The organism is Halorhabdus sp. SVX81 (assembly GCF_029207715.1).
GTDB lineage: Archaea > Halobacteriota > Halobacteria > Halobacteriales > Haloarculaceae > Halorhabdus.
In genome coordinates this window covers 2,020,442-2,046,726 of record NZ_CP104322.1, presented here as the reverse complement: position 1 = coordinate 2,046,726, position 26,285 = coordinate 2,020,442, and the positions used below count along the sequence as shown (strand labels likewise).

The window sequence follows — 26,285 nt, the reverse complement described above, 5'->3', positions numbered from 1 at the left end:
TGCCCCTACACGATGCGTACTCTTCCGTACCTGTCGTCGGTATATAAACGCAACGAAAGGGTCGTCAGCGTGATGTGAACGCGTATCACAACGCTTTTGCTCGTCGTAATTCCAGATTTGCTAATATGAGTGATTGGTCCGCCGACGAATCGGACGGTGGGTGGTCCGACGACAGGCCCGAAACGGAGCGGGGAACCCACGAGACCGACGTGGAGTGGGCAGCCGACGAATCCGGGATGGAAACGGAACAGCAACGGCTCCCCGGCCCTCAGGTTCTGCCGACCTTCCGGTGGGCAGTGAGCGTTCTCCGAGAGTCGCCATTCCTCGTCACGGTAGCTCTCATAGCCAGCAGCGTGGAACTGTTCGTGCTTCAGAGTCCCGTGGAACTGTTCGCCGTGGGTGGTGACCTGCTTCGATGGGGTGTGTTGTTTCTCGACCTTGCACTGGTGGCGGCCCTCGCTGCAGTCGTGGCCGAGGATGCTTTCGAGGATCGCCACCGGACCGTCGTCGCACAGCTCGGCGCTTTCTTGGAGTCGCTCCCGGCCGTTTTGCTCACGGCTATCCTATTTGGGTTCCCGATACTTTTCGCCATCTCTTTCCTGATTTCGGCCGGCTACCTGCCGTATAAGCTTGTCATCGCAGTCCTCGGTGGGTATCTGATGGCTGAGCTTCTCGTCGTCGTTTCCGCTGTCGTCCTCGACCGATCGATGAGACAGGGACGAACCGCATTCGCCGAGTCGAGACTCGCTGCACTCGGGTTGCTCCTCGTACTCACGCTGGGACATGCGCCGATCGTGCTCCTCTCGCCGACGCTTGCCGAGCCGGTCCTTGCGATGGTCCTCGCCGTGTGGGCAGGGGTGGTGACCGCTGTCGTCTCCCTCGCGTATACCCGTATATATGTCATCCATGCCCCCAAGAAGCAGCGTCAATCCGGCAGCCAGGGAGGAGGCATACCGCGGGAAATGGAGGGTCGTCACGGCATGTGGCAACAACAAAGTGACGGAGCGTGATTTTGTCAGCCCCTGTCCTCGCCTCGAGCGGAACGACTTTCGGCCAGGGCTGTGATCGCTGTCTCGATGCAAACCGTTCTCGTTACCGGCGCAGGCTCCGGGATCGGCCGGGCGACTGCCTGCCGGTTCGTGGCCAGCGGCTGGCGAGTCTACGCCGTCGACATTGACACCGACGGGCTCGAGGGACTCGACGGCTGTGAGACCGCTACCCTGGACGTGACCGACAGTGCCGCATTCGACCGGCTTTACGACCGGATCAGCGCCGAGGCCGGCGGCCTCGATTGTGTGGTCGCCAACGCCGGGTACTGTCAGCCGGGGCCGCTCGAGGACCTGCCGGCGGAGCGCCTTGACCGGCAGTTCGCCGTCAACGTCCACGGGACACTCCGGACCATCACCACTGGACTGCCCTTGCTACGGGAGCGAGACGGGACGGCCGTCGTCGTTTCGAGCACGCACGGCCGCGTGGTCACGCCCGGCATGGGCGCGTACGCGGGATCAAAACATGCAATAGAGGGAATGGTCGACACCCTCCGGATCGAAGTCGCCGATCAGCCCGTCGACGTGGCATTGGTTGCACCCGCCTGGGTGGACACGGAATTCAGCACCGAATCAGATCGTCACCTCTCCGGGTTCGAGCGGTCAGACCGGTACGCGGACATCTACGACGCACTCGAAGGGCAAGCACTGCTCGGTGGCGGGCCGCTGGCCGTCTCGCCCGAACGCGTCGCGGCGGCGATCCAGGACGCCGCGACTGCGGATGATCCGGCTGCCCGGTATCCCGTCGGCCTGCCGGCCAGGCTGGTGCTGGCGACGCGCTGGCTCCCGCGGCCCGTTCAGGACCTGGGCCAACGAGTGGCGATCCGAGCGCTCGCGGCGTTCGAACGCGCTCGGGAGGCGATCGGCAAATGACCGAGTCGATTACCGTTTCGACCGGCCACACCTTCGAACTCCCCGTTTCGCTCTCGGCGACGATCGCAGGGGCCGTCTTCCCCGCCGACCGGGCGGCCGTCGAACAACGGCTCCCTGCCGGGACAGCGCCCGTTGGGATGCGGGCCGACAGTGCCGCGATGACCGTCCTCGTCGTCCGGTACGACCGCGTGGGCGAGGAGACCATTCCGCCCTATGACGAGGTCGGCGTCCTCTTTCCCGCAGTCGAGGCGGGAACGCGAACGATACCGCTGGCTTCCCTACTCCGGCGAGCGGTCAGCGGCTATGTCGAGACGCTTCCGGTGACGACCGAACCCGCCCGGGCCTTCGGCGTCGACATCTGGGGCTACCCAAAGCTCGTCGCGGATATCGACGTGACCGACGAGGGAAAGACACGGATCGCGACTGTCAGAGCCGATGGGGAGACCCTGCTCTCAGCCGCGATCCAGCGGCCGCCGACGCTGCCTGCCCGACTCACCGGGTACAATTTCACGCTGAAAGACGACCGATTGCTCCGGGAGCCGACGAAATTACGGGGTCGCGTGGGTGCCTGGCCGGCCACTTCGCGAGCGTCGGTCTCGTTCGGCGAGCATCCGATCGGTCGGCGACTGGGCGCGGTCGACGTGGGCGATCGGGCCATCCTCAGACTGGCGGCCGACTGTACGTTCACGATCGGTGCCGGCAATCCTGTCACGGACTGAACGCAGTGCGGACTGGTCTCCGCTCGCGTCATACTCACGCGTCCAGGCAGGGTCACAAGTCTTTTCGCTCGTTCGGAGCCTACGGCGGGTATGGACGAAGCCGAGCTGCGGGAACTGCTGGCATCGGTCGAGGACCCGGATCTCGACGGCGACATCGTCTCGTTGGGCCTGGTCAACGACATCGAATTGCGGAATGGGAGCGCACACATCGACCTTGCGCTGGGTGCGCCGTTCTCGCCGACTGAGACGACCATCGCCGATCGCGTCCGTGAGGTGATCGGTGACGCCGCACCGGATCTGGCCGTCGAGCTTTCGGCGACGATCGACCGTGGCACCGAGGGCGATATCCTGCCGGGCGTCAAGAACGTCATCGCCGTCGCGAGCGGGAAGGGCGGCGTCGGGAAGAGTACGACTTCAGTCAATCTCGCCGCGGGACTCGCCGATCGGGGCGCTCGTGTCGGGTTGTTCGACGCCGACATTTACGGACCGAACGTCCCGCGGATGCTCGACGCTCACGAACGCCCCGAAGCCACGGACGACGACAAGATCATCCCGCCGGAGAAACACGGGATGAAGCTCATGAGCATGGACTTCCTGCTCGGCGAGGACGACCCCGTGATCTGGCGTGGGCCGATGGTCCACCAGACCCTGACCCAGCTGTTCGAGGACGTTCAGTGGGGCGAACTCGACTACCTCGTCGTCGACCTCCCGCCGGGCACCGGCGACACCCAGCTCACACTCCTCCAGACCGTCCCGGTCACGGGCGCGGTGATCGTCACGACGCCCCAGGGTGTCGCGCTGGACGACGCCAAGAAGGGCCTGGAGATGTTCGGCAAGCACGACACGCCCGTCCTGGGCATCGTCGAAAACATGAGCTCGTTCAAATGCCCCGATTGTGGCAGCGAACACGCCATCTTCGGCGAGGGCGGCGGTCGGGAGTTCGCCGAGCAGGTCCAGATGCCGTTCCTGGGCGAGATCCCGCTTGATCCGGAGATCCGCGAACGCGGCGACGAGGGCCGACCCGCGGTGCTGGCTGATGACCTCGACGTGAGCGATGCCTTCCGGAACTTCGTCGCCAACACGGCGAACAACCAGGGGATCGTCCACCGGAATCGGGTTGCAGAGCAGAGCGAGTGAGCGCTCGGGCGACAGTCCGGTCGAGCCGGGAAACGAATCGTTTTAGGGACGGACTCCGGACGAACGCGTATGGACACGGACGAGCGAGTCGACCTGGCGACCCGCAACACCGCCGAGGTCGTCACCGAGGACGAGTTACGCGAGCTGTTCGAGGACCGCGAGGAGCCGTCGGTCTACATCGGCTACGCCCCGACCGGCGAGATGCACATCGGCCACTTCACGACGATCCGAAAACTCGCCGACTTCCTGCACGCCGGGATGGACGTGACGGTGTTGATCGCCGATCTGCACGCCCACCTCGACGACGCAAAGAGCCCCTTCGACCTGCTCGAGGCACGCTCTGCATACTACGAGGAGACGATCGAGGCGATGGTCGAGGCCGCCGGGGCCGATCCCGAGAAAATTACGTTTGTACGCGGGCGTGACTTCGAACTCGACTCCGAGTACACACTGGAACTCCTGCGGATGACCGCCGAGACGACGATCGCCCGCGCCCAGCGGGCCGCAAGCGAGGTCGTCCGAGAGTCTGACTCGCCGAACCTGGGTGGATTGGTCTATCCGCTCATGCAGACGCTCGATGTCGACGCCCTCGACGCCGACGTGGCCTACGGCGGGATCGACCAGCGCGGGATCTACATGCTCTCCCGGGAGATCCTGCCTGAACACGGCGGCGAGGCCCCGACCTGCGTCTTCGCGCCGCTACTCTCCGGACTGACGGGCGGGAAGATGAGCGCTTCCGAGGAGTCCTCGAAGGTCGCGCTCACGGACGATCCCGACACCGTCGTCGAGAAGATCGGCGACGCCTACTGCCCGATGGGCGAGGTCGAAGGTAACGGCGTTCTGGAGTACGTTCGCTATCTCGTGTTCCCGATTCTCGATGAGCGCGAGGAGGCCTTCGTCGTCGAGCGCCCCGAAGAATACGGCGGGAACCTCACCTACGACTCCTACGCCCAACTGGAAGACGACTTCGTCAGCGAGGAACTCCACCCCCAGGATCTCAAGAACGCCGCCGGCGAGTACATCGGAGACATTGTCGATCCGATCCGCGAGCGTCTCGAATCTCAGCCGGAGCTACTGGCCGAGGCCTACCCTGAGAAGTACGATTGATCGAGGATCGAAATGGATCGCTCCCGCGCGGACGTGCGAGACACGTACGACCACATCGGCACGCACTTCTCGAAGACACGGGTGAACCCGTGGCCGGAAGTCGAGGCGTTCGTCGCCGACGCCGCGACGGTGGATCTGGGTCTCGACGTCGGCTGTGGCAACGGCCGCCACGTCGAGATCCTCCACCAGCGCGCCGATCGAGTCGTGGGTGTGGACGTGAGTCGATCGCTGCTCGATGTTGCGACCGAGCGCGTCCCGGATGGTCGCTTCGTGCTCGGTGACGCGTCAACCTTGCCGATCACGAACGATCGCGTCGATCTGGCTCTCTACATCGCGACGCTGCACCACCTGCCATCCCGGGAAGCGCGGATCGAAAGCTTAGACGAACTCGCGCGGGTGCTCGATCCCGACGGGGAAGCGTTCGTCAGCGCCTGGAGCATCACCCACGACAATTTCGACGCACCGCCAGATGCCGAGATGGGCTTCGATACGACTGTCGAGTGGACGCTGCCCGGTGGCGAGACCGTCCCGCGATTCTATCATATCTACGCGCCTGCAGAGTTCCAGGCGGATGTCGAAGCGAGTCAGCTTTCGCTCGATGCGTTCGAGCTCTCGAACGGGAACTGCTATGGGACCGTCAGCCCGGCGTCACGCTGAAAGGAAACGCCCTTAAACTGCGGCGGAGATAGATTCGGATGCGAACGCGGGATCTGGGGACAACTGTCCGCTGGATTCCGTCCCACGAGCGCCCCAATGTGAGCAGCGTTGTGGGAACTGTGGCCTGGAAACGGGCGTTCAAAGCGCCGGTGTCTTGCCGAACGAAGTGAGGCAAGGCTCGGCGCGCGAACGAGTGAAGCGCCGGTGGTGAGCAAATCCGGAGGATTTGCGATCCTCGGCGCGCGAGGAGCGAAGTGACGAGCGCGCCGGTGTTGAGACGGACGGAGTCCGTCGATGCTCGGCGCGAGTGAACGCAGTGAACGAGCGCCGGTGGTCTAGTGGTATGACAAGAGCCTTCCAAGCTCTCGACCCGGGTTCAATTCCCGGCCGGCGCATCTCTCGGCCCGAACAATCCGTGAGGGCCGTGTATGCGGTACGAGGAAATTGAACCACGCAAATCCGAGCGTCAGCGAGGATTTGCCATCGGGTTCAATTCCCGGGCGGCGCACTTCTGACGCTCGCAAATTCGCGAGCGCCGAATGCGTTTTGAGGGAATTGAATCACGGCAGACGCGCGCAGCGGAGCGAGCACGTCTGGCATCGGGTTCAATTTCCGAACGACGCTCGCGTCGTTCGGCGTTCGCGGATTCGGAGAATCCGCTCACTCCCGGCCGGCGTCCTGGTGAACGAGCGTAAGCGAGTGAACCAGGGCTCGAAAGACGAATGAAGTGAGTCTTTCGGCGCATCTCATTCCTCCTTTCAGTCGTCATTCGATGCGCCGGGAGCACAGCTCCCGAGTTCCGCCTCGTGTGCTCGGCGGGACGCCGCCCGTAGATCGCAAACGCTTCGCGTTTGCTCACTCCCGATAGACTCACTTCGCTCGTCTATCGACGTTTCCCTCACTCCGTTCGGGAAACTCCCGGCCGGCGTCTTGTCGAACGAAGTGAGGCGAGGCTCGAAAGACGGGCGAAGTGAGGGATTTCACCGCCGGAGCCGTCGAAGACGGCGGAGGCGGTCTTTTTCACCCATGTTTTTCAAGGAGAGGGTTGCGGGCCCATGGGCCCGCAACCGAATGCCGTGGCGACGAAGTCGCCACGCGGTGCCCGTAGCGAACGCAGTGAGCGAGGACACCCGACGACGAAAAATGATGGTTCCCCTGGGCGTAGGCCATTGCTACGCGTTGTCCCCGAGATCGGGGGCGTCCGCTACCCATTCATCGTCACCGTAGGCGTCGTCGCCGTACGTTTCCTGAATACTCTGGAGACTAACGGCGGAGGCAACTTCCGAAGCTGCCACGTCGTCGGCGACCGCCCAGTATGAGTCGATCTTCCGGACGAGTCCACGTTCTCGCATCCGCGAAAGTGTCTTGTGGACGCTTGCGTGTGGGACGTCCGTGAGTTCCGAGAGTTCCTTCGGGGTAAATCCCATGTCCGGGTGATCGAGAAGGGCGGCCAGGAGTGCCTGTGCGTTCGTCCCCGGCTTGACCCGTGGTGTCTCTGTATCGTCGTCCGGATCGAGCTGAATCGGCATGTGATGTCCGTCACTGTCAGCGTATGTCCGCAATCGTGATAAACATACTCCTCACGCGGTCGACTGTGGGCTCGGCTACGGGTCTGCGGAGTAGAGGCTGCTCGTCACGTTTCATCCGAGAAGAAAGCCGCGACTGGTCACCGGCGAAACGCGGTAGAACCGAGGATCAATTACGCGACGTTGAAGCCCTTATCACGGAGGAAATCCTCGACGCGGCCGGTGTGATTGCCCTGGAGCTCGATCTGGCCGTCCTCGACAGTCCCCCCACACGCAAACTTCGATTTGAGGTCCGAAGACAGACTGTCCATGTCGACGTCTTTCGGATCGAACCCTTCGATGATCGTTACCTCTTTCCCGTAACGGCGCTCGTCGATGCGGATGTTGATTTCCTGGGATTCTTTGGCGACGTCTTCACAGACGCAGAGCTCCTCAGGCAACCCGCACGTCGAGCAGACTTCCGACATTACAATCTGCTGTTGGGAATCTTGGTACAAAACACTGTCGGGATTTACCCCACAGATCACCGCAAAACTCCGATTGACCGGACATTCAATCACGTATCGCCGACGAGTTCGTCGACCAGTTCGACCGCTTCGTCGGCGGCGTCCCGGTCGACGGTGCCGGCATACCGGGCCCGTTCACGAATCGTCGCGACACGTCTGGCGCGTTCGTCAGCATCGACAGCATCGAGGTAGTGTCTGACGGTCTCGCCGGGGTGACGCTTGCGGTGGCGGCGTTCGAGCAGGTAGACGAGCCGATCGAAGGCACGTTCGACGTCAGTCGCCGGCTCCTCGCGGGGTTGCCACCGGAGCCAGACCGCGCGGTACGCACGGTCCGTGAGTCCGCTTCGGCGGGCAACGCCGGCGAACCCGAACATGGCGAGGGCAGCCAGCGTCAGCTGTTCGAGTCCGGGAACGAGGCCTCCCTCATTGTCTCTGCGCCCCTCGCTCTCGTTGGCAGTGTCGGTCCGGTCGGTGGCGGTTGCGTTGAACTGGCCGCCGGGGAATTCACTCCCGTTGAGTTCCGCGTCAGGGCCGTAGTATTCGGGGACCGAGGGCTCTCTCTCCTCGAGGACCGTCTGTTGGTCGTCCGTCTCGGGCGCTTCAGTCTCGGTTTCGGTCGGCGTGGGAGTCCACTCGCCGCCCTGACTTCGGTTGGTATCGACGTTTGACTCGTTGGCTGCCCGTGCTGATTCGAGGTCCTGTTGGGTAGTCGAATCGCGCGGTCCGGCTGGTGTCGGATCGAACCGGATCCACCCCACGTCGGGGAAGTACACTTCCACCCAGGCGTGGGAATTGTGGCCGCGGACGAGCCATTCGTCTTCCCCGACGCGTTGGCCGGACGTGTATCCGACGACGAACCGGGCGGGGATATCCTGGGTTCGCAACATGGTCGCCATCGTCGTCGCGTAGTACGTACAGTACCCTTGGTCCATCTCGAAGAGGAACGAATCGGCAGTCGTCCCGGACGGCTTCGAGACGTTCAGTGAGTACTCACGGTTGGATTCGAGCCATTGTTCGATCACGCGGGCCGTGTCGTACGGATTGTCGGCGTTCCCCGTCAGCTGTTCGGTCCGTTCGGCGACGCGATCAGGCGTGCTGTCGGGGAGCTGGAGATACTGGTTCTTGACCGAGGCGGGATATGCCTCGCCGGCGTCCCGAAGTTCCGAGGCGGTCGCGATCGGCACTTCGCTGGTGACCCGATAGGAGTCGTTGGCCGCGAGTGGTTGGATCGGCTGGAGGCCGCCGAGTCGGGTCGCCCGGGCATTCTCGGCTGCGGGGCCCGAGATCTCACTCGGTCGCCACACGGCAGGCATCGTACCGATCTCGGTGATCGCCCGGTAGGTTTGCTCGACGGTTCGGGATCGATCCGGCGGTGAGCCGAGTCGTTGGTCGGTCGAACCAGTCCCGCCACGCCGAACCCAGCCGTCGCCGGTGTACAGATCGTAGGCGGCCACGCGCCAGTAACTCCCCTTGTTGCTCGTGACCGCGTATCTGAGCTCGGATGTGAGTTCCAGGCTCCCCTGGATCGATAACTCCTCGGATGCACTGAGGAGGCTTCCTTCGAGCGTCCCATCGCTGGGGGCAGCGCTGGAACTGACTGCAGCCGAATCACTCAGACCGCTGTCGGGCGAGAACGAGAAGGCGGCACCGGCCGGAACGATCGATATGGTCACCGAGGCGACGATGGCGATGGCGACGACTGTCGCGACGATATCCGTCTCGCCGATCGATGCTCCGAGCCGATCAAGCTCGCCCGCGCCGACGAGTGTGACGACGCCCACAACGCCCAGCAGCGTCAGATCGGCCCCGGCGTCGCCCGTGAGGACGAAAAACAGCAACGTCGTCCCGCCGATGGCTGCGCTTGGGGCGTAATGGCGGCGGACGGCGAGATACCACGCCAGGAATATGGGGGCGGGTGTTACGGCGATTACCCATGCCTCCAGATTGACGATCCCCAGGACCGAGTTGCCGGCCAGGAGGGCAATCGTGTACTGGATGTGTGGCCACGGCCACAGCGTCGCCCCGGATAATCCGAGCAGATACCATTGAAGACTACCCGCAAGCAACACGACCGCGAGGACGACTGCCTTCCGGACGGTAAGATATCGGGCGGCGATCGTCGAACCGACGAATGTCAGTGCGACCACAAGCTGTAACAGACCCGGGTCGCTGATCACGTCGACAACATCGTGGACGACACCGACAAACGACCCGATCACGAGGAGAGCGCCACCCAGGGCGAGGAGCCGCACGGGCGGGATGTCCCGAACACGACCTGTGATGCCCGTCTGACCGTCTCTCCCCGGGTTCTGCTCACGACCAGTGACGCTCACGTGACCGTCACCCCCGATGTCCCGGCTCTCTGACGATCGACTGGCGTGCGATCCCGGGCCGCTGTCGAGCGAATGTCCTCGTAGGTGGTCACCTGGCCGTTGACATCGACGGTGACCGCCCCGTCGTCTCCAACGACGCGGATGTCGGCGTCAGTCCGGACCCGGTCATTGAGTGTCCCCGGTCCGGTTTCGGCCAGTAATTGCAACAGCTCACTTCGATGTGTCTCCCCCCGGGATGGTTTGAGATTACCGTCCGGCGCGGTCAGACCGACTTCGAGTCCGGCGTGGGAAAAAAACAGGGCGACGCTGCCGGCCGCACTGGCCGCCCTGTCTGCCGTCTCCCGGTCAGTGCTGATGGTGACCTCGATGGTTCCCATGGTCTCCCGGCCGATGAACTCCGTGACGACGAGATCGGGCAGTCGCTTGGCTGAGGACTTCCAGTCGATGTCCCGCAACGGGTCGCCCGGGACGTACTCGCGCAACTGGTCGATCTCTTGGCGCTCCGGTCGGCGATTTCGTTCGAGCTCGGCAGCGAGGGCAGATGACCCGGTGACGTCGTGTATCTGGGGATAGACGATCACGTCCGTCGCCTCGCCGATTTCGATCTCGTGGCTGACCAACCCAAACACGTCCCGGAGGTGAACCGAAAGCGGACCGATCGCGTGCCGTCCTCGTTCCGTCAGCGCCATCTCGTAGGTGTGTGTGACTGGAACGCTTCCCGAGAATCCGTTGTCGGTGGCAGACAACCCCCGTGACAGCGTATCGTTCGCGTGGATGATCGTCCCACGGGTACCGGTGACCTCGACGGTGACGGCCCTGGTTTCTTCGGGGAAGCCAGCGTGTGGGTTCGACCGGCTGACTGCGGGCCGATCGGCCAGCTTGAGCTGGGCGGCCGCGGCGACGACGGCGACTACCGCCGGGACTGCGACGGCGTTTAGCGATCGTGCACCGAACAGCCACGCCATCAGAAAGGCGGCGACGGCGACGCCGACGGTCACCCAACCGCGGTTTGTCAGTCTCATCTCACTCGACGGGTATGCTTTCGATTGCGTCGGCGACCAGGTCACCCGCGGTTCTCTCGACGGCCCCGCTCCGGATCCGATGGGGCAACACGACGCTGGCCTCGGCCTGGATGTCGTCCGGCACGACGTACTCCCGGCCGTTCAGGACCGCCCGTCCCTGGGCCGCCCGGAGCAACAGCACCGAGGCGCGTGGACTCGCACCGAGTTCGGCGTGGTTGCGCGTATACCGGGCCAACCGCGTCACGTACGTCCGGATCGGGTCCTCGACAGTGACGTCTGCGGTCACTGCCCGGATCTGTTCCAGATCTTCGAGTGTCGCGACGGGTTCGACGGTCTCGATCGGATGGGTCCCGACGACGCTTTCCAGCATCGCGGACTCCTCGTCGGCCGTCGGATAGCCCAGTTCAAGTTTCTTCATGAACCGGTCGAGCTCGGCCATCGGCAGGTCGTATGTACGATCTCGCTCGACGGTGTTCTGGGTCGCAATGACGCCGAACGGGTCGGGAACGGCGTGGGTCTCGCCGTCGATCGTCACCTGGCCTTCCTCCATGGCTTCGAGTAGCGCGCTCTGGGTCTTCGGTGGCGCGCGGTTGATCTCGTCGCCCAGGACCACGTTGGCGAAGATCGGCCCGGACCGGAACTCGAAGGTCTGGGTCTTCTGGTTGTAGACGTTCGCCCCCGTCACGTCGGAGGGGAGCAAATCCGGGGTGAACTGGACGCGCTTGAACGAGCAGTCGAACGATTCCGCGATCGCGCGTGACAGCATCGTCTTTCCAACACCGGGCACGTCTTCGAGGAGGACGTGTCCGCGGCCGAACAGCGCCGTGAGAATGTGTTCGATCGCGTCGCGATGCCCCACGATGACGCGTTCGACGTTCTCGACAACACTGTCGGCGATCTCGCCGACATCGTCGATATCGAGTTCGCGCTCCGCCCCGGCTGCTCTCGATTCGATGTCAGTCATTGATTGCGGTAGCGACTCGATCACGAGCCGTTCTGTCCTGTCTCGCGAATAGGGCGTGGTTCGGTTCGCCCGCGGCGACGTTCGAACATCGGCGGGATGGTCCCGTGGTGAGTCCGATCCCAGTCACTCGACGGCTGTGAGCACGTCCCATGATTGTACGTGATTGTATATGCGGGTTGCGTACTTGTGGGTCACGGTCGGAGTATCGACTGGATGATATTCCTTTGTGATAGTTTGGGCAGTACTGCCGACCCTGGGTCCGTCGGCGTTACTGCCACCAGTCGTTACCGAACGGCTGCCGTCGCCGCCGCCATCACGTCGATCGCTTCCGTCAGCTGTTCCATGTCCGTCGCGTATGAAATCCGTGCGTACCCCTCCCCGCCCTCGCCAAAGGCCTCGCCGGGCACCACGACGACACCGCGGTCGATCACTTCTTCGACCCAGCCGTCGGGCACGTTCGGCATCGCGTAGAACGCACCTTTCGGTGTTGGCGTCTCCAGCCCCATGTCGGCGAGACCATCGAGCAGGACGTTCCGTCGCTCCTCGAAAGCCTCTACCATCTCCGTGACGCGATCCTGTGGCCCCGAGAGGGCCGCTTGGGCCGCGTACTGAGCCGGCGCGCTCGCACACGCCTGCGCGTACTGATGGACCCGCAGCATGCGCTCGATGCGCTCGTTGCTGCCCGTGACCCACCCGAGTCGCCAGCCGGTCATCGAGTAGGCCTTCGAGGCGGCGTTGATCACGACGACGTTGTCGCTTTCGGCGAATTCAAGCGGCGAACGGTGCTCGCCCTCGAAGACGATGTGCTCGTAGACTTCATCGGAGATACAGAGCACGTCGTGTTCGTCGGCGATCCGGGCGAACTCGCGCATGTCGTCGGGTGACTGGACTGCCCCGGTCGGGTTGGCGGGGCTGTTGACCACAAAGGCGGCAGTGTCGTCGGTGATCGCGTCCTCGACAGCGGCGGGATCGAGTGTCAGGTCCTCACGGAGACCGACTGGCCTGGGCGTCCCGCCGGCGAGGTGGGTCAGTGCCTCGTAGGAGACAAAGCCCGGATCGGGATAGATGACTTCCTCGTTGGCATCTACGTGGGCTTCCAGGGCGATGTGGAGGGCTTCGCTGCCGCCCGAGGTGGCGATGACGTTGCCGGGATCGACGTCCAGACCGTTGTCCCGGGCGTGTTTTGCGGCGATGGCTTCCCGGAGTTCCAGCGTGCCCTTGTTGGATGTGTAGCCGTCAGCGTCGCCGGCGCGGATCGCCTCGACGGCCGCCTCGCGGGCATTTTCGGGCGCAGGGAAGTCAGGCTGGCCGAGTCCGAGGTTGATCGCGTCCTCGTCCGCCGCCTCGAAGACTTCGCGGATGCCGGAAATCGAAACCTGTTCGACACGGTCGGAAAAGTGGGTCATACACGGTTTCGGGGCCGCGGGGGCGATAATCCTTGCTATGGATCGAGACGATCGAGGCTGGGACGTGCTGAGAGGAGGGCGACTCGAGGGGGTTTATGTGGACGAATTGTTCGCGGAGTCCGTCTCGTTGTCACCGACACAGGCCATCAGCGTCGAGAGGGTCGTACTGTCGAGGGTCCCCTCCGAATCGACACCGACCTGCGTTGTGGAGACGTTACAGTCGAAGTTTTCGGCGGTGAGGTTGATCGTTTCTGTGACACCGGTTTCGAGAACGCACACGTCAATATCGTAGGTACCGCTTTCGGTTAGCGTCAACCGACTCTTCCCAGCAGGTTCGATCGTGTAGATCCCGTCGAGCTGGGATGTCGTCTCGGATTGGAGGATGACTCGAACCGTCCAGGTCTCGCTGCTCGGGTTCGTTATCACGATATTGTGAGCGTTATCTCCACCGTCCGCCGGTGGCTCCCCATCGCCGAGCGTTTTCGAAACGGTGCTGTCGGCCGCGATGTCTTCCGTACTGACCCCCGGACAGGCCATGCGTGTGGACGTGGTCACCGACTCGAACGCTCCCGCAGCCGTGAGATTGATCGACGTTCGGGTCACGTTGCAGGTAAACTGAGACGGTTCAATCGACATCGACTCGGTGACCTCTGAATGCAGTGCGGTCGCGCGGACAGTGTACGTATCGAGATCAGTCAGCGATACCGAGACCGTGGCGTTCGGTTCGAGTATGTACTGCTCGTCGAGCGACGCCGTCTCGGCCCCCTGAATGGACAGCGAAATTGTTCGCTCTTCCTCGGTCTGGTTCGTCACCGCGACGTGATGGGGTCTGCGGAGTCCCTTCTCTGTGAGTGAGTCGTTTCCAAGTACCTGTTCTGTGGTTTCACCGCGTTCGATACGACTCCGCTCGTGGTCGGTGGTCGTCGTGTCTTCGGCTGGTGATTCGTCTGTCCCCAACTTCGTACTCCGTTCATCTGCATCGTCAGTCGATCCGTCAGTCTCTGTCGAGGGTTCGTTTGACTGTGCCTGGGAGCTACAACCTGCTGCCGCGGTTGTGATGCCGACTCCAACTGTTGTGAGGAACGTTCTGCGTCGCATACAATACTACACGGGAGGGGTACGTATGGTGGTATCCCAGATTCAAAGACGCCTTTGAGTCCCTGGGACGCACTGATTGATCACATGAATGGCAAAACCAAACGGTATGGAAGGGGCGCTCTCAGATAGATTGCGCTTGCTCGCGGGCCGGCCGGTATCGTCGCCAGTACCACCAGAGGAGGCACACCGCAATGACCACCAGACCGGCTGTAAGGAGTGTTCCGCCCGGACCCGTGATGAAATTCATAATCGATTCTTGGATGGTCGGTTCCGGTGGTTGAGCCCCAATCGGTGCGACCCGACGAGACGGAGCGAACGGACCGGTTTCTGTCCATTGGAAATGGACGAGTGCGCTGATAACACCGATAGCACCGATCCCACCGACACTCCGGCCGAGCGCGCGCTTCAGCGATGGCGGTGCCGTCTCGGCACCCGTATAGAGGACGAGGGCGCTATTAGTTGGCCCGTAGACATCCATCTCACGACCCTGGGCTGAATACCACGTATCGACGACTTCGACGAGATCGGCGTCTTCCAGCCGTTCGAGATGGTAGCTGACGTTCTGGACCGATGAGTCGAGTGTCGTCGCGATCTCGGATGTGGGACGTGGCTCGTCGTACAGTATGTCGAGGATCCGTCGTGCAGTCAGTGACGAAATCGCCGAAAGGATGTCGCCCGCGGACTCCTCTGTGAGACCGAGAAGCTGTGGGTCGAGATCACGATCTCTAGACTGCGTGGCAGACTTCAATGGCAGCAGCGACGTCATACACACGCCTTCTCCTCGCGTAGTAAAACACGTCGGGAGGCTCAAACGGCTATTTTAGCCCCTGGATCGACAGCTTCGAGTGGGTCCGGATCGAATCAGGCGGCCACCTGGCCTGGCGTGCCGAGTCGCCCACAGTTTTACCCTCCGAGCCAGTACAAGCGGGCAATGAGTGACGAGGAAATACACCGCGGACTCGCGGACGTGACAGTCACCGAGACGCAGCTGAGCCACATCGACGGCGAGGCCGGCCAGTTGTGGATCGCGGGCTACCCCGTCGGGGAACTCGCGGCGAACGCGACTTACCCCGAGACGGTCTACCTCCTTCTGTACGACCGGCTGCCGGACGCCGACGAACTCGCCGACTTCGAAGACGAGCTGTGCTCGTATCGGACGCTGCCCGAACCCTGCTACAACGCCGTCGTTGCGGCCGCCGAGCGCGGGGCTGGACCGATGGCTGCCCTCCGGATGGGCGCGGCGACTGCCACGGCCGTCGAGCCCAACGATCCCGAGGCCGACGCGCTCCGATTGATCGCCCGATTGCCGACGATTACGGCGACCTACTGGCGGGTGCTCCAGGGTCAGGAGCCCTTAGAGCCCAGACTCGATCTCGGCCACGCGGCCAACTACCTTTACATGCTGACCGGCGAGGAACCCACCGAGGCACAGGTTGCTGGCTTGGAGACGTACCTCTCTACGGTCGTCGATCACGGCCTCAATGCCTCGACCTTTACCGCCCGGACGATCGTGTCGACGGAGTCGGAACTCGTCTCGGCGATCACCGGCGCGATCGGTGCCCTCCGGGGGGACCTCCACGGCGGTGCACCGGATCTCGTCTTGGAGATGCTCGAAGCGCTAGAAGACACCGAGGATATCCGGACCGAACTCGCGGGACGACTCGAGGCCGGCGAACGACTGATGGGCTTCGGGCATCGGGTTTACGGCGCGCGCGATCCGCGGGCGGCCGTGCTGGAGGACGCCGCCGCTGCGTTCTACGAGGGCGAAGACGACTTCTTCGCGCACGCCAAAACTGTCGAGGCCGAAGCCAGGGGCGTGCTGGCCGAACACCGCCCCGACCTGGATCTCGATACGAACGTCGAGTTCTACACCGCCGTGTTGTTGTCCGGCGTCGGGATCCCGCCGGAACTGTTCACCCCGACGTTCGCGGTCTCGCGGGTCGCCGGTTGGAGCGCGCACTGTCTGGAACAACTCGATGACAACCGGCTGATCCGCCCACGGAGCACCTTCGTCGGCGAGCACGACCGCCAGTGGGTTCCGCTTGGCGATCGATAGTGCGTCGGTTGCGTGGCACTATCCGGCTGTCGGGTCGCTTCCGGTGATGCTCGACAGCTGGTCGTGCCGGATCGATCGGGGCCGGCTGGCTCCAAAACGCTTAGTCGGCCGGCCGTCGAGTCCAGCGTATGGTCACCTCAGACTGGGGCGAGTGGCTGCCGGCTGCTATCGAGAACACGACTCCCGACGGGGTCGCAATCTGGTATCTGGGTTGTAATGGATTCGTTCTCAAAGACGGGGCAGGGACGACCATCTTCATCGACCCGTATCTCGGGACGGGCGATCCACCGCGGACAGTCCGCATGCTCCCCGTTCCGTTCGATCCACGGGATGTGGCGGCGGCCGACGCGATCGTCGTGACTCATGACCACGTCGATCACGTCCACGGGCCGAGCCAGGCCCCGATCCTCGCGGAGACGGGGGCGACCTTCTACGCACCGGACGCGAGCCTCGCTGTCGCCGAGCAAGCGGGGTGGACCGACGAGTGGGACGTGGCCGACGGCCAGCTATCCTCGGTTTCGATCGGGGAGACCATCGAGATCGGCGCGTTCACGCTTCACGTTGCGGATGCCAACGACCCGGACGCCGAGGAACCAGTCTCGTACGTCATCGAGCACGAAGCGGGGACGTTCTTCCACGGCGGGGACGCTCGACCGGGTGCCTTCGAGTCCATCGGCGAGCGATTCGACATCGATCTGGGCGTGTTGGCGTTCGGCAGCGTCGGGATGGTACCCGACGCCATCGGCGAGACACCCACGCGCACGCGGTGGTACAACGACGAGAACATGATCGTCGAAGCGGCTAACGAACTCGAATTGGATGCGCTGTTGCCGAGCCACTGGGACATGTGGAAGGGGATGACGGCGGATCCGACGGCGTTGTACGATCACGTCCGGTCGTTTCCGTATCCGAAGCGACTGGATATTGTCGAGATCGGCGACCGGATCGATCTCTAACCCGGGCGGCGTCAATCCTGGAGGACGGAAGTAACTTTAATACGAATGGTTAACCCACATATGGGTATGAGCAACACGCAGGCGTACGAGGCGGTGACGGTGTCGGGAGAGGGGGTCACGGTGGTCAAACAGTTCGAGGCCGACGAGTTTCCGGTGCCGGCGATCGCGTTTCGGATCCAGTCCCAGCGCATCGAACCCGTCACGGTGACGCTGAGCGACGACGTGCCCGAGGACGTGGCCGTCGAGGACCTCGGGTTCCATCCCGAGTACGGCAGCGAGTACTGGACGATCGACGACGACGAGATCACGTTCGAACGTGAGATCGACGCCGACTCGGAATACACGACCGTCTACGGCATTCGTGCCACCGGGACCGATGAGGTCGAGAAGTTCCTGACCGAGCCGGTGATCGAGTCCGTCGATCCGCCACTGGACGACGAGGGTGATCTGGTCGACGACGCCAGCAGCGACGTCGTCCGTGACGTGATTGCCGGCGACAGCGATAGCGTCCCGGGCCTCGAAGAGACCGACGACGAGGAGATCGAGACGCTCAACCTCGCCGATCCGAACGATTCCGGCGAGACGGGTGATGCGGACGGGACTGACGCCGAGGACGGCGACGACGCAGTCGGCCAGGTGCAGCCTGGATCCGTCGCCAAGACACTCGCCGCGGAGATCCGCCAGGATGCCGTCGACGACGCCGCCCTTCGCGTGCTCAAACAGGAACTCGATCTCGGCGGGGGCGGCGGCGATACCGACGGCAGCGCCGTCGATGCCAGGATCCAGCATCTCCAAAACGAGATGAGTGATCTGGCGGCCTATACCTCCGCACTCGAAGAGTTCCTAGAGGAGAACGGTCAGGGCGAGGAACTCATCGACGAGTTCCAGGGTGAACTCGACAACGTTCGGGGCGAACTCGAGTCGATGTCCGGTGACGTCGAATCGGTCGAAGACACGGTCACGTCCAACGCGGAGACAGTCACGGAACTCGACGAGGAGGTCGACTCCATCGACGAGACGGTCGACAGCCTCGACGAGGAGGTCGATGGGTTGCGCGAGGAGGTCGAAGCGATGTCCGAGCAACTCGGCGATGACGGCGACCTGGCCGATCGACTCGAAAGCGTCGAAAGCGAGATCGAGGAACTCAACGAGTGGCGCGAACAGCTGTCCTCGGTCATCGGGTGAGTTCCGAGAAAACAGTCTGACGCCGCGAACCGCTCGATACTGCGTCGAAACCGCCCCGCCTGCGATCATCGTTCCGCTGCTCTCCTTCCGTTCCGCCGTAGGCCGCTTTCCTTCGAGTGTCAACCGCACGTTCCCGACGAACAGACGCGGTTAGACTGGTTCGCCGAGCATCTCGGCGAGGTCGTCTTCGGGATCGCCGACCGCTTGCAGGCCGAACTCGTCGTTGAGGAGTTCGACCACGTCGTCGGTGAGCCACTCGGGGATCGTCGGGCCGATCCGGACGTTCTGAATGCCCAGGTCGAACAGCCCGAGCAGGACCGCGACGGCCTTCTGCTCGAACCACGAGAGGACGATGCTGACTGGCAGATCGTTGACGCTACAGTCGAAGGCCTCCGCCAGTGCCGCCGCGATCTTGACCGTCGAGATGGAGTTGTTACACTGCCCCAGGTCGATAAAGCGAGGAATCTCCGTCTCTGGGACGGTGCCGTATTCCAGATCGTTGAACCGGAACTTGCCACACCCGGTGGTGAGCACGACGCAGTCCTCGGGCACGCTCTTTGCGAGTTCGCGGTAGTACTCACGGCCGTCGGTCGGGCCGTCACAGCCCGCGATGACGAAGAAGTGCCGGAGCTTGCCCTCCTCGACGGCCTCGACGATCTGGGGGGCCATGTCGAGGACGGTCTCGTGGTAGAAGCCCGTCGAGAGGGTTTCGTCGCTGTTCCACTCCCCAGCGTCCGGCTCGGGGAGTTCCTTGGCGTGTTCGATGACCGGCGAGAAGTCGCCGTCTTCGAGGTGGGTCGCTCCTTCCAGCCCGGCGACCGTCGTCGTGTAGAACCGATCGGCGTAGCTGCCGGACGGCGGCATCAGGCAGTTCGAGGTCCCGACGACCGCCCCGGGGAACTCACGGAAGAGGTCCTGCTGGTCGAACCACGCTTCCCCGACGTTGCCCTTGAGGTGGTCGTACTTCGCGAGTTCGGGGTAGCCGTGGGCCGGCAGCATCTCCGAGTGGGTGTAAACGTTGACGCCCTCGCCCTCGGACTGTTCGAGGAGTTCCTTGAGGGCGTAGAGGTCGTGACCGGTGACGACGATCGACTTGCCCTCGACCTGGTTCTCGGGCACTTCGGCGGGTTCGGGGGTCCCGAGCGTTTCGGTGTGGGCATCGTCGAGCAACGCCATCGCGTCGATCGCGGCCGACCCCAGGTCCAGCGCCTGGCCGATGGTCTCGTCCATGTCGAAGTTGACGTTCGTCAGTGTGTGGAACAACGTCTCGTGGACGGTGGCGTCGACACCCTCGTCGACGTATCCCATCTCACGGGCATGGTGGGCGTACGCGGAGACGCCTTTCGCCCCCAGAAGCATCGTCTCCTGTAAACTGTCCAGGTCCGGGTCCTTGCCACAGACGCCAGCGGTCGTACACCCGCCGTCTAACGTCTGCTCGCACTGCAGGCAGTCCATCATGCACGAGCAACTGTGGGTCCTGCGTATAAACACCACCTCCCAACTCCTCGGTGGCCGGGAACGCGGTCGAAGATATTCGCACCGGACATTCATATACGGGTCCTGTTGTCGATGATTTCCGCCCGAGAATCAGCATCCGTCCAGACTCGTGGACAGTATTGTAAAATATTGTCGTATCGGGGGACGGAGTCACTTAGACCAGGTCAGCGGGCGGATCGCCGGGAAGTTCGTCCCGGCTGTGCGAGGCTGTGAAGTCGGGAGCCGGCCCTTTCGGAACGATCCGCTTGGGGCTGACGTCCGGATGAGTCGTATAGTAGTGCTCTTTGATGTGGTCGATGTTGACGGTCTCGGCCACCCCCGGGGTCTGGTAGAGATCACGCAGGTACGGCCAGAGGTTGTCGTATTCGGCGATCAGCTTGTGGTTGCACATGAAGTGCGTGTGATAGACCTCGTCGAACCGGACGAGCGTGGTGAACATCGCGATGTCGGCTTCGGTCAGCCGATCGCCGGCGAGGTAGCGCTGGTCTTCGAGCACCGAGTCCCAGTGATCGAGGGCGTCGAACAGTTCTTCGACCGCCTCGTCGTAGGCGGCCTGGGAGTCCGCAAAGCCCGTCTTGTAGACGCCGTTGTTGATCGGTTCGTAGATGGCCTCGATGATTTCGTCGACGTCCTCCTGATAGCCCTCGGGATAGAGATCGACGTCGTGCTCGGCGACGTCGTCGAACTCGGTGTCCAGCATCCGCATGATTTCGGCGGACTCGTTGTTGACGATCGTTTCCTCCTGTTTGTCCCAGAGAACGGGCACCGTCACGCGCCCGGTCATGTCGGGGTCGGCCTCGACGTAGACTTCCCGGAGGTAGTCGCTCCCGTTGACCGTGTCCGGCGTACAGCCGTCCTTCTCGGGGGTGAACTGCCAGCCGTCCTCGCCCCGGTAGGGATCGACGTAGTCGACCGTGATCGCGTCTTCGAGCCCCTTGAGCTTCCGTGTGACGAGCGTCCGGTGGGCCCACGGGCAGGCCCGGCAGACGTAGAGGTGATACCGGCCGGCCTCTGGCTGGAAGCGCGCGTCCGGGTCGTCCTCGATCCGGTCGCGAAACGAGGTCGTCCCGCGTTCGAACGTGCCGTCCTCGTTGGTCGTCTGGTAGGCGTCGGTGCGCCACTCGCCGTCGACGAGCATGTTCATGGTACCCATTTCTACGGGGGCAGGACACAAAAACGTCGTAGTGACGTTGGTGTTACCGGGTTGTCCTGCAGATCGTGGCTGACGCTCCGCCGGGCTTCGAAGCCCTTATTTGAACGCTTTCCCTCTCTTCGGCCAAGAGAACTCATGTCCGAGAAACCTGCGTCGATGTACCGTGACATCGACAAGCCGTCGTATACCCGGCGCGAGTACATCACCGGCATCCCCGGCTCGAAGATCGCACAGCACCAGATGGGCGACACCGACGCCGACCCCGATGACTACCCCGTCCAGATCTCGCTGGTCGTCGAGGAGACCGTCCAGCTTCGGCACGGGTCGATGGAGGCCTCCCGCCTCTCGGCGAACCGACACCTGATCAAGGAACTCGGCGAGGGCAACTACACGATGACCCTCCGGAAGTTCCCCCACCAGGTCATCCGGGAGAACAAACAGGCGACCGGTGCGGGAGCCGACCGTGTGTCCGACGGCATGCGCCAGTCCTTCGGGAAGATCGTCGGCACGGCCGCCCGCGTCCAGGCCGGCGAGCGACTCTTCACCGCCTACTGTGACGTCGAGCAGGCCGACGCCGTCAAGGAAGCGTTCCGCCGTGCGTACAACAAGATCACCCCGCCCTGCCGGATCAAGGTCGAGCGCGGCGAAGAGTTGCTGATCGCCTGAGGCCGGACCGAACAGTTTTCCGGGTTGCTCCTCCGAGTGAGCGTATGCTCCGGCTCGCGGTCCCGACCCAGGCCGAATCCTACGAACGCCTCCAGGAGCCGCTTGCCGACCGCGATATCGAGGTCCTCGCGCTGCAGACGAGCGAACGGACGGTCTCCCTCGGGGGCGACCCGTTCCCGGACGTCGACGTCGGCTACGTCTTTCCGCCACGACTTATGGAAGGCGGCGTCGCGGCGGCGGCACTCTCGGTCCCCTGGCTCAACGATCGGGCTGCTGTCCTCCGCTCGCGAAACAAAGCCGGAACGGTACAACGACTGGCCGACGCCGGTATCTCCGTCCCCCGGACGGTGATGATCTCGAATCCGGTCGACCGCGAGGAACTCGTCGCGGCGTTCGACCGGTTCGATCCGCCCGTGGTCGTCAAGCCGAACTCGACGTCGCGTGGCACTGGCGTCACCCTGGCACACGATCTCGACTCGTTTCTGGGGATCGCCGACTACCTCGATCTGGTCCACGACTACCGCGCGACCGACGACCGCTCGTTTCTCCTTCAGGAGTACATCCCGGACGCCCGGGATTATCGCGTGATGTTGCTCGATGGGGAGTACGTCGGTGCGGTCGAGCGACGGCTTCCCGAAGCGGCCGAGACGAACCGATGGAAGCACAACGTCCACAATGGTGGGACACCGACACCGGTCGATCTGGACGACGAATGCCGAGCGGTGGCCGAATCCGTCGCCGACGTGATGGCCATTCCGCTGCTCGGTGTCGATCTGCTCGTGACCGATGACCGAGTCCTGGTGACCGAAACCAACGCCCGCCCGACGATCGACGCCGAACACTACGATGATGGGTTCTGGGATCGGCTTGCGGCGACGATTCGACGGACGGCCCGACAGGGCGGTCGACGCTGATCGGTCTGCCGGTAGGCGGGCTACCGCCATTGTATTGAAAATATTACATATCGGCGTATATTTCAGTGTGTGTCATTGACAACCACAACATGATGGGACGTTGGTTATTTCCGATAAACTGGTGTCCCATACAACAGGTAACACATCGATACAAAAATACTATTATTAATCGGGCACAATACTGCATTACCATGTCAGCGTTACAGCTGTACCGGTGTCCGGCATGTGGGAGCGAGGATCGAACGAAGGTAGAACAGCGGGCGGTACCCGGCGGCACGGACTGGCGATACTACGAGTGTGACTCCTGTGGACACGAGTGGCGCGAATAGCCACTCCGCGTCAGTCCATTGCTCCCCCTTCGTTCGTCAGATCGTGAGTGTGAACAAAGCGAACAGCGACGCCGTCAGGACAGGTCGATATCGGCCGAATCCCCGCTGGTCTCGAAGCTGACTTCGAGGATGCCGTTGTTGTAGCTGGCGTCGGCAGTGTGTTCGTCGACGCGGGTGGGCAGGTCGACCCGGTCGTGATATTCCCGCTGGGTACCCGCTGCGTCGATCGTGAGCTGTTCGCCGTCGCACTTGAGATCTATCGCGTCCTTGGACACCCCGGGCAGGTCCGCGACAACCCGGAGACGGTCGCCTTCCTCGTAGACATCGAAGTGGATCGCATTCGACTGAGCGGGTGCGTCCGGATCGCGGCGCTCGACGTGCATGTCGAATTCGCCGCTCATCATGTCGTTCATCATCCGCTCTAACTCTGCGAAGAAATCATCAAACGGGTCGTCACGATCGTCTCGTCGCATACTCATAGGTAGGAGAGAGCGCGTCAAAAGCCTTCTGACAACCGAAATATCGACCGGACACTCCGAGAGCCAACCCGACTGCACGTACGTATATTTGTTCGCGAATATAGTGATATATACAGCCTTCACGCCAGACAATCGTGAGAGTGTCGTCCTTCACAGCCGCATATCGAAAAACATTTACTCAATACTGCCGCATCTTTCGATTGGAGCTAGATAACTATGAGTGCAAGCGATCCGGTCCGCATCGGGATCAACGGTTACGGTCGAATCGGCCGTTGTACCCTTCGTGCAGCCCTGGAGAACGACGACGTCCAGATCGTCGGGATCAACGACGTGATGGACTTCGAGAAGATGGAGTATCTCACGAAATACGACAGCGCGTTGGGCACCCTCCCCTACGATGTTTCTCTCGAGGGAGACTCGTTGGTCGTCGACGGTAACGAAATCGATCTGCTCAACATCCAGAACCCCGAGGAACTCCCCTGGGACGACCTCGATGTCGATGTCGCGATCGAGTCGACCGGCATCTTCCGAACGAAGGACGAGGCCAGTGCCCACCTCGACGCCGGCGCGGAGAAGGCGCTGATCTCCGCCCCGCCGAAGGGCGACAAGCCCGTCCCGCAGTTCGTCTACGGCGTCAACGACGACGAGTACGACGGCGAGGACGTCGTCTCCGCCGCGTCGTGTACTACTAACAGCGTCTCGCCGCCGATGCACGTCCTGCTTGAGGAGTTCGGCGTCGACGCCGCCGAGATGACCACGATCCACGCCTACACGGGCAGCCAGGCCATCGTCGACGGCCCCAAGTCCAAGACCCGGCGTGGTCGCGCGGCCGCCGAGAACATCGTCCCGACGACGACCGGGGCCTCGACCGCGACCCCGCAGATCCTGCCCGAACTGCAGGGTAAGTTCGAGGCGATGGCGATCCGCGTCCCGGTCCCGAGCGGTTCGATCACCGAGATCGTCGTCGACCTCCCCGGCAACCCGGATGTCGAGGAGATCAACGCCGCGTTCGAGGAATACGCGGCCGGCGAACTCGAAGGCTCGATGGGTGTCACCGACGACCCGATCGTCTCGCGTGACATCGTTGGCCAGCAGTACGGCTCGGTCGTCGACCTCAAGAAGACCTCGACCGTTCAGGGCGGCAAGCTCGCGAAGATCTTCGCCTGGTACGACAACGAGATGGGCTACACGTCCCAGATGATGCGGCTGGCCGAAGACATCGTCTGATCACCGGATCCACCCTCCGTCGTGTACAGGGCCGCAATTTCTTCAGCATACAACACGCACCAATCATGGCTGCATTCAACACACTTGATGACCTCGCAGATGGACAGCGCGTCCTGGTCCGCGTCGACCTCAACTCGCCGGTCGAGGACGGCGTCGTCCAGGACAATCACCGATTCGACCGCTACGCCGAAACGGTTCGCGAACTCGCCGATCGGGACAACAAGGTTGTCCTGATGGCCCACCAGGGCCGGCCCGGCCGCGACGACTTCGTTTCGCTCGACCAGCACGCCGAGATTCTCGAAGAATACGTCGGCAAGCCGATCAATTTCGTCGACGACATCTACGGCGACGACGCCATCGACGCCATCGAAGGCCTCGAAGCGGGTGAGATCCTCCTCCTGAACAACACCCGGATGGCCGACGACGAACTGCCCGAGAAGGCCCCCGAAGAACACGCAAAGAGCGACTTCGTTCAGACGCTGTCGCCGTACTTCGACGCCTTCGTCAACGACGCCTACTCGGCGGCCCACCGCGCCCACGCCTCGACGGTCGGGTTCGCGCTGGAACTCCCGGCCTACGCGGGCCGCGTGATGGAAGCCGAGTACGAGTACAACACCGGCGTCGCCGAACGCGCCCGCGAGACCGAGGGTCAGGTCACGATGGTCCTTGGCGGCAACAAAAGCGAGGACGTCATCAGCGTCGTCAACAACCTCGGCGACGCAATCGACACGTTCCTCATCGGCGGTCTGCCCGGCGAACTGTTCCTCCGCGCGGAGGGCTACCCGGTCGGGATGGACGTCGGCGACATGGACCTGCTGGACGGCCAGTGGGACGAGACCAAGGACACCCTCGAGGACCTCGTCGCGAACCGTCGCGACGAGTTCGAACTCCCCACTGACTTCGCCTACGAGGACGATGACGGCGAACGCGCCGAGATCGCCCTTGAGGACATCGACGAGAAGGAGACTGGCTACCTCGACATCGGCCACGACACCATCGAGTCGTACGTCCCGATCATCGAGGAGAGCGAGGCCGTCTTCGTGAAAGGCGCGGTCGGCGTCTTCGAGGACGAGCGCTTCGCCGACGGCACGGTCGAACTCATCGAGGCCATCGGTCGGACCGATTGCTTCTCGGTGGTCGGCGGCGGCGACACCGCCCGGACGCTGTCGATGTACGGACTCAGCGAGGACAACTACGATCACATCTCGATCGCCGGCGGCGCGTACCTGAACGCCCTGACCGGCCAGGAACTCGAAGCCGCCGAAGTGCTGATCGAGCAGGCGAACTGACGACCGGCGACTGACGGAGCGAGCGTTCGAACGCGATTTCGAGAAGCGGGCTGTCGCCTTGTTTTCGCCGTTGGATGCCGATCGTGGCGTGTCATAGAAACAGCCACACCCGATCGACTGCGGTGTCATCAGGCGTGAAA

The 26,285-nt window shown here is 63.1% G+C and carries 25 protein-coding genes and 1 tRNA gene; 15 read left to right on the top strand and 11 right to left on the bottom strand.

Features of this window, described 5'->3' with window-relative positions:
- Nucleotides 1-125: 125 nt before the first annotated feature.
- From SVXhr_RS10240 to SVXhr_RS10210, 7 genes are all read left to right on the top strand, one after another.
- Nucleotides 126-1,010, top strand: coding sequence for a hypothetical protein (locus SVXhr_RS10240; protein WP_275737105.1), 885 nt, complete (start codon nucleotides 126-128; stop codon nucleotides 1,008-1,010).
- Nucleotides 1,011-1,076: 66 nt separating this feature from the next.
- Complete coding sequence (locus tag SVXhr_RS10235) at nucleotides 1,077-1,919, top strand: SDR family NAD(P)-dependent oxidoreductase (RefSeq protein WP_275737104.1); 843 nt, start codon at nucleotides 1,077-1,079, stop codon at nucleotides 1,917-1,919.
- Entirely contained in the window at nucleotides 1,916-2,638 is a 723-nt protein-coding gene (locus SVXhr_RS10230; RefSeq protein ID WP_275737103.1) for an acetoacetate decarboxylase family protein, read from the top strand. Before SVXhr_RS10235 ends, SVXhr_RS10230 begins: the two co-directional genes overlap by 4 nt.
- Before the next feature lie 90 nt (nucleotides 2,639-2,728).
- On the top strand, nucleotides 2,729-3,775 hold the full coding sequence (locus SVXhr_RS10225; RefSeq protein WP_275737102.1) for an Mrp/NBP35 family ATP-binding protein: 1,047 nt from the start codon (nucleotides 2,729-2,731) through the stop codon (nucleotides 3,773-3,775).
- Between the two features lie 69 nt (nucleotides 3,776-3,844).
- On the top strand, nucleotides 3,845-4,882 hold the full coding sequence (locus SVXhr_RS10220; RefSeq protein ID WP_275737101.1) for a tyrosine--tRNA ligase: 1,038 nt from the start codon (nucleotides 3,845-3,847) through the stop codon (nucleotides 4,880-4,882).
- 12 nt (nucleotides 4,883-4,894) lie between these two features.
- Nucleotides 4,895-5,539, top strand: coding sequence for a class I SAM-dependent methyltransferase (locus SVXhr_RS10215; protein WP_275737100.1), 645 nt, complete (start codon nucleotides 4,895-4,897; stop codon nucleotides 5,537-5,539).
- Between the two features lie 324 nt (nucleotides 5,540-5,863).
- Nucleotides 5,864-5,934 (top strand) — tRNA-Gly (locus SVXhr_RS10210).
- Nucleotides 5,935-6,711: 777 nt separating this feature from the next.
- On the opposite strand, the gene SVXhr_RS10205 is transcribed toward SVXhr_RS10210, so the two are convergent.
- The 8 genes from SVXhr_RS10205 to SVXhr_RS10170 form a co-directional block, all read right to left on the bottom strand.
- Nucleotides 6,712-7,068 (bottom strand): helix-turn-helix domain-containing protein, encoded by a 357-nt coding sequence (locus SVXhr_RS10205; protein ID WP_275737099.1) that lies wholly within the window; start codon nucleotides 7,066-7,068, stop codon nucleotides 6,712-6,714.
- A gap of 170 nt (nucleotides 7,069-7,238) precedes the next feature.
- The gene (gene yciH / locus SVXhr_RS10200) at nucleotides 7,239-7,532 is read right to left on the bottom strand and encodes a stress response translation initiation inhibitor YciH (RefSeq protein WP_004516073.1); all 294 of its coding nucleotides are present in this window, start codon (nucleotides 7,530-7,532) and stop codon (nucleotides 7,239-7,241) included.
- Nucleotides 7,533-7,621: 89 nt separating this feature from the next.
- Nucleotides 7,622-9,904, bottom strand: coding sequence for a transglutaminase domain-containing protein (locus SVXhr_RS10195; RefSeq protein ID WP_275737098.1), 2,283 nt, complete (start codon nucleotides 9,902-9,904; stop codon nucleotides 7,622-7,624).
- Nucleotides 9,901-10,926 carry a DUF58 domain-containing protein gene (locus SVXhr_RS10190; RefSeq protein WP_275737097.1) on the bottom strand — a complete coding sequence of 342 codons (1,026 nt, stop codon included), beginning with the start codon at nucleotides 10,924-10,926 and terminating at the stop codon, nucleotides 9,901-9,903. Before SVXhr_RS10190 ends, SVXhr_RS10195 begins: the two co-directional genes overlap by 4 nt.
- Before the next feature lies 1 nt (nucleotide 10,927).
- On the bottom strand, nucleotides 10,928-11,890 hold the full coding sequence (locus SVXhr_RS10185) for an AAA family ATPase (protein WP_275737096.1): 963 nt from the start codon (nucleotides 11,888-11,890) through the stop codon (nucleotides 10,928-10,930).
- A gap of 284 nt (nucleotides 11,891-12,174) precedes the next feature.
- Nucleotides 12,175-13,296, bottom strand: coding sequence for an aminotransferase class I/II-fold pyridoxal phosphate-dependent enzyme (locus SVXhr_RS10180; RefSeq protein ID WP_275737095.1), 1,122 nt, complete (start codon nucleotides 13,294-13,296; stop codon nucleotides 12,175-12,177).
- A gap of 93 nt (nucleotides 13,297-13,389) precedes the next feature.
- Nucleotides 13,390-14,394: a hypothetical protein gene (locus tag SVXhr_RS10175; RefSeq protein WP_275737094.1), complete on the bottom strand. Its 1,005-nt coding sequence runs from the start codon at nucleotides 14,392-14,394 to the stop codon at nucleotides 13,390-13,392.
- Between the two features lie 121 nt (nucleotides 14,395-14,515).
- Nucleotides 14,516-15,160 carry a helix-turn-helix domain-containing protein gene (locus tag SVXhr_RS10170; RefSeq protein ID WP_275737093.1) on the bottom strand — a complete coding sequence of 215 codons (645 nt, stop codon included), beginning with the start codon at nucleotides 15,158-15,160 and terminating at the stop codon, nucleotides 14,516-14,518.
- A gap of 165 nt (nucleotides 15,161-15,325) precedes the next feature.
- Here SVXhr_RS10170 and SVXhr_RS10165 point away from each other — a divergent pair, with 165 nt between their 5' ends.
- The 3 genes from SVXhr_RS10165 to SVXhr_RS10155 all read left to right on the top strand — a co-directional run bounded on the left by SVXhr_RS10165 (nucleotide 15,326) and on the right by SVXhr_RS10155 (nucleotide 18,591).
- Entirely contained in the window at nucleotides 15,326-16,450 is a 1,125-nt protein-coding gene (locus tag SVXhr_RS10165) for a citrate/2-methylcitrate synthase (RefSeq protein ID WP_275737092.1), read from the top strand.
- Between the two features lie 128 nt (nucleotides 16,451-16,578).
- Nucleotides 16,579-17,406 carry an MBL fold metallo-hydrolase gene (locus tag SVXhr_RS10160; protein WP_275737091.1) on the top strand — a complete coding sequence of 276 codons (828 nt, stop codon included), beginning with the start codon at nucleotides 16,579-16,581 and terminating at the stop codon, nucleotides 17,404-17,406.
- A gap of 66 nt (nucleotides 17,407-17,472) precedes the next feature.
- A complete protein-coding gene (locus SVXhr_RS10155) occupies nucleotides 17,473-18,591 on the top strand; it encodes a hypothetical protein (RefSeq protein WP_275737090.1) in 1,119 nt (372 codons plus the stop codon).
- A gap of 150 nt (nucleotides 18,592-18,741) precedes the next feature.
- Here the strand turns inward: SVXhr_RS10155 and hcp are convergent, their stop codons facing one another.
- Both hcp and SVXhr_RS10145 read right to left on the bottom strand, forming a co-directional pair.
- Nucleotides 18,742-20,049 (bottom strand): hydroxylamine reductase, encoded by a 1,308-nt coding sequence (gene hcp, locus SVXhr_RS10150; protein ID WP_275737089.1) that lies wholly within the window; start codon nucleotides 20,047-20,049, stop codon nucleotides 18,742-18,744.
- Nucleotides 20,050-20,242: 193 nt separating this feature from the next.
- Nucleotides 20,243-21,232, bottom strand: a complete 990-nt coding sequence (locus SVXhr_RS10145) for a glutathione S-transferase family protein (RefSeq protein ID WP_275737088.1) — start codon at nucleotides 21,230-21,232, stop codon at nucleotides 20,243-20,245.
- A 144-nt stretch (nucleotides 21,233-21,376) separates the two neighbouring features.
- Between SVXhr_RS10145 and SVXhr_RS10140 the strand changes: the two genes are divergently transcribed.
- From SVXhr_RS10140 to SVXhr_RS10130, 3 genes are all read left to right on the top strand, one after another.
- The gene (locus SVXhr_RS10140) at nucleotides 21,377-21,907 is read left to right on the top strand and encodes a 50S ribosomal protein L16 (protein WP_275737087.1); all 531 of its coding nucleotides are present in this window, start codon (nucleotides 21,377-21,379) and stop codon (nucleotides 21,905-21,907) included.
- Between the two features lie 44 nt (nucleotides 21,908-21,951).
- Nucleotides 21,952-22,821, top strand: a complete 870-nt coding sequence (locus SVXhr_RS10135; RefSeq protein WP_275737086.1) for a RimK family alpha-L-glutamate ligase — start codon at nucleotides 21,952-21,954, stop codon at nucleotides 22,819-22,821.
- Between the two features lie 191 nt (nucleotides 22,822-23,012).
- Nucleotides 23,013-23,150, top strand: coding sequence for a hypothetical protein (locus tag SVXhr_RS10130; RefSeq protein WP_275737085.1), 138 nt, complete (start codon nucleotides 23,013-23,015; stop codon nucleotides 23,148-23,150).
- A 74-nt stretch (nucleotides 23,151-23,224) separates the two neighbouring features.
- On the opposite strand, the gene SVXhr_RS10125 is transcribed toward SVXhr_RS10130, so the two are convergent.
- Nucleotides 23,225-23,623, bottom strand: a complete 399-nt coding sequence (locus SVXhr_RS10125; protein ID WP_275737084.1) for an Hsp20/alpha crystallin family protein — start codon at nucleotides 23,621-23,623, stop codon at nucleotides 23,225-23,227.
- 222 nt (nucleotides 23,624-23,845) lie between these two features.
- Between SVXhr_RS10125 and gap the strand changes: the two genes are divergently transcribed.
- Both gap and SVXhr_RS10115 read left to right on the top strand, forming a co-directional pair.
- Nucleotides 23,846-24,856 (top strand): type I glyceraldehyde-3-phosphate dehydrogenase, encoded by a 1,011-nt coding sequence (gene gap / locus SVXhr_RS10120; RefSeq protein ID WP_275737083.1) that lies wholly within the window; start codon nucleotides 23,846-23,848, stop codon nucleotides 24,854-24,856.
- 65 nt (nucleotides 24,857-24,921) lie between these two features.
- The gene (locus tag SVXhr_RS10115; RefSeq protein WP_275737082.1) at nucleotides 24,922-26,145 is read left to right on the top strand and encodes a phosphoglycerate kinase; all 1,224 of its coding nucleotides are present in this window, start codon (nucleotides 24,922-24,924) and stop codon (nucleotides 26,143-26,145) included.
- The last annotated feature ends 140 nt before the right edge of the window (nucleotides 26,146-26,285 follow it).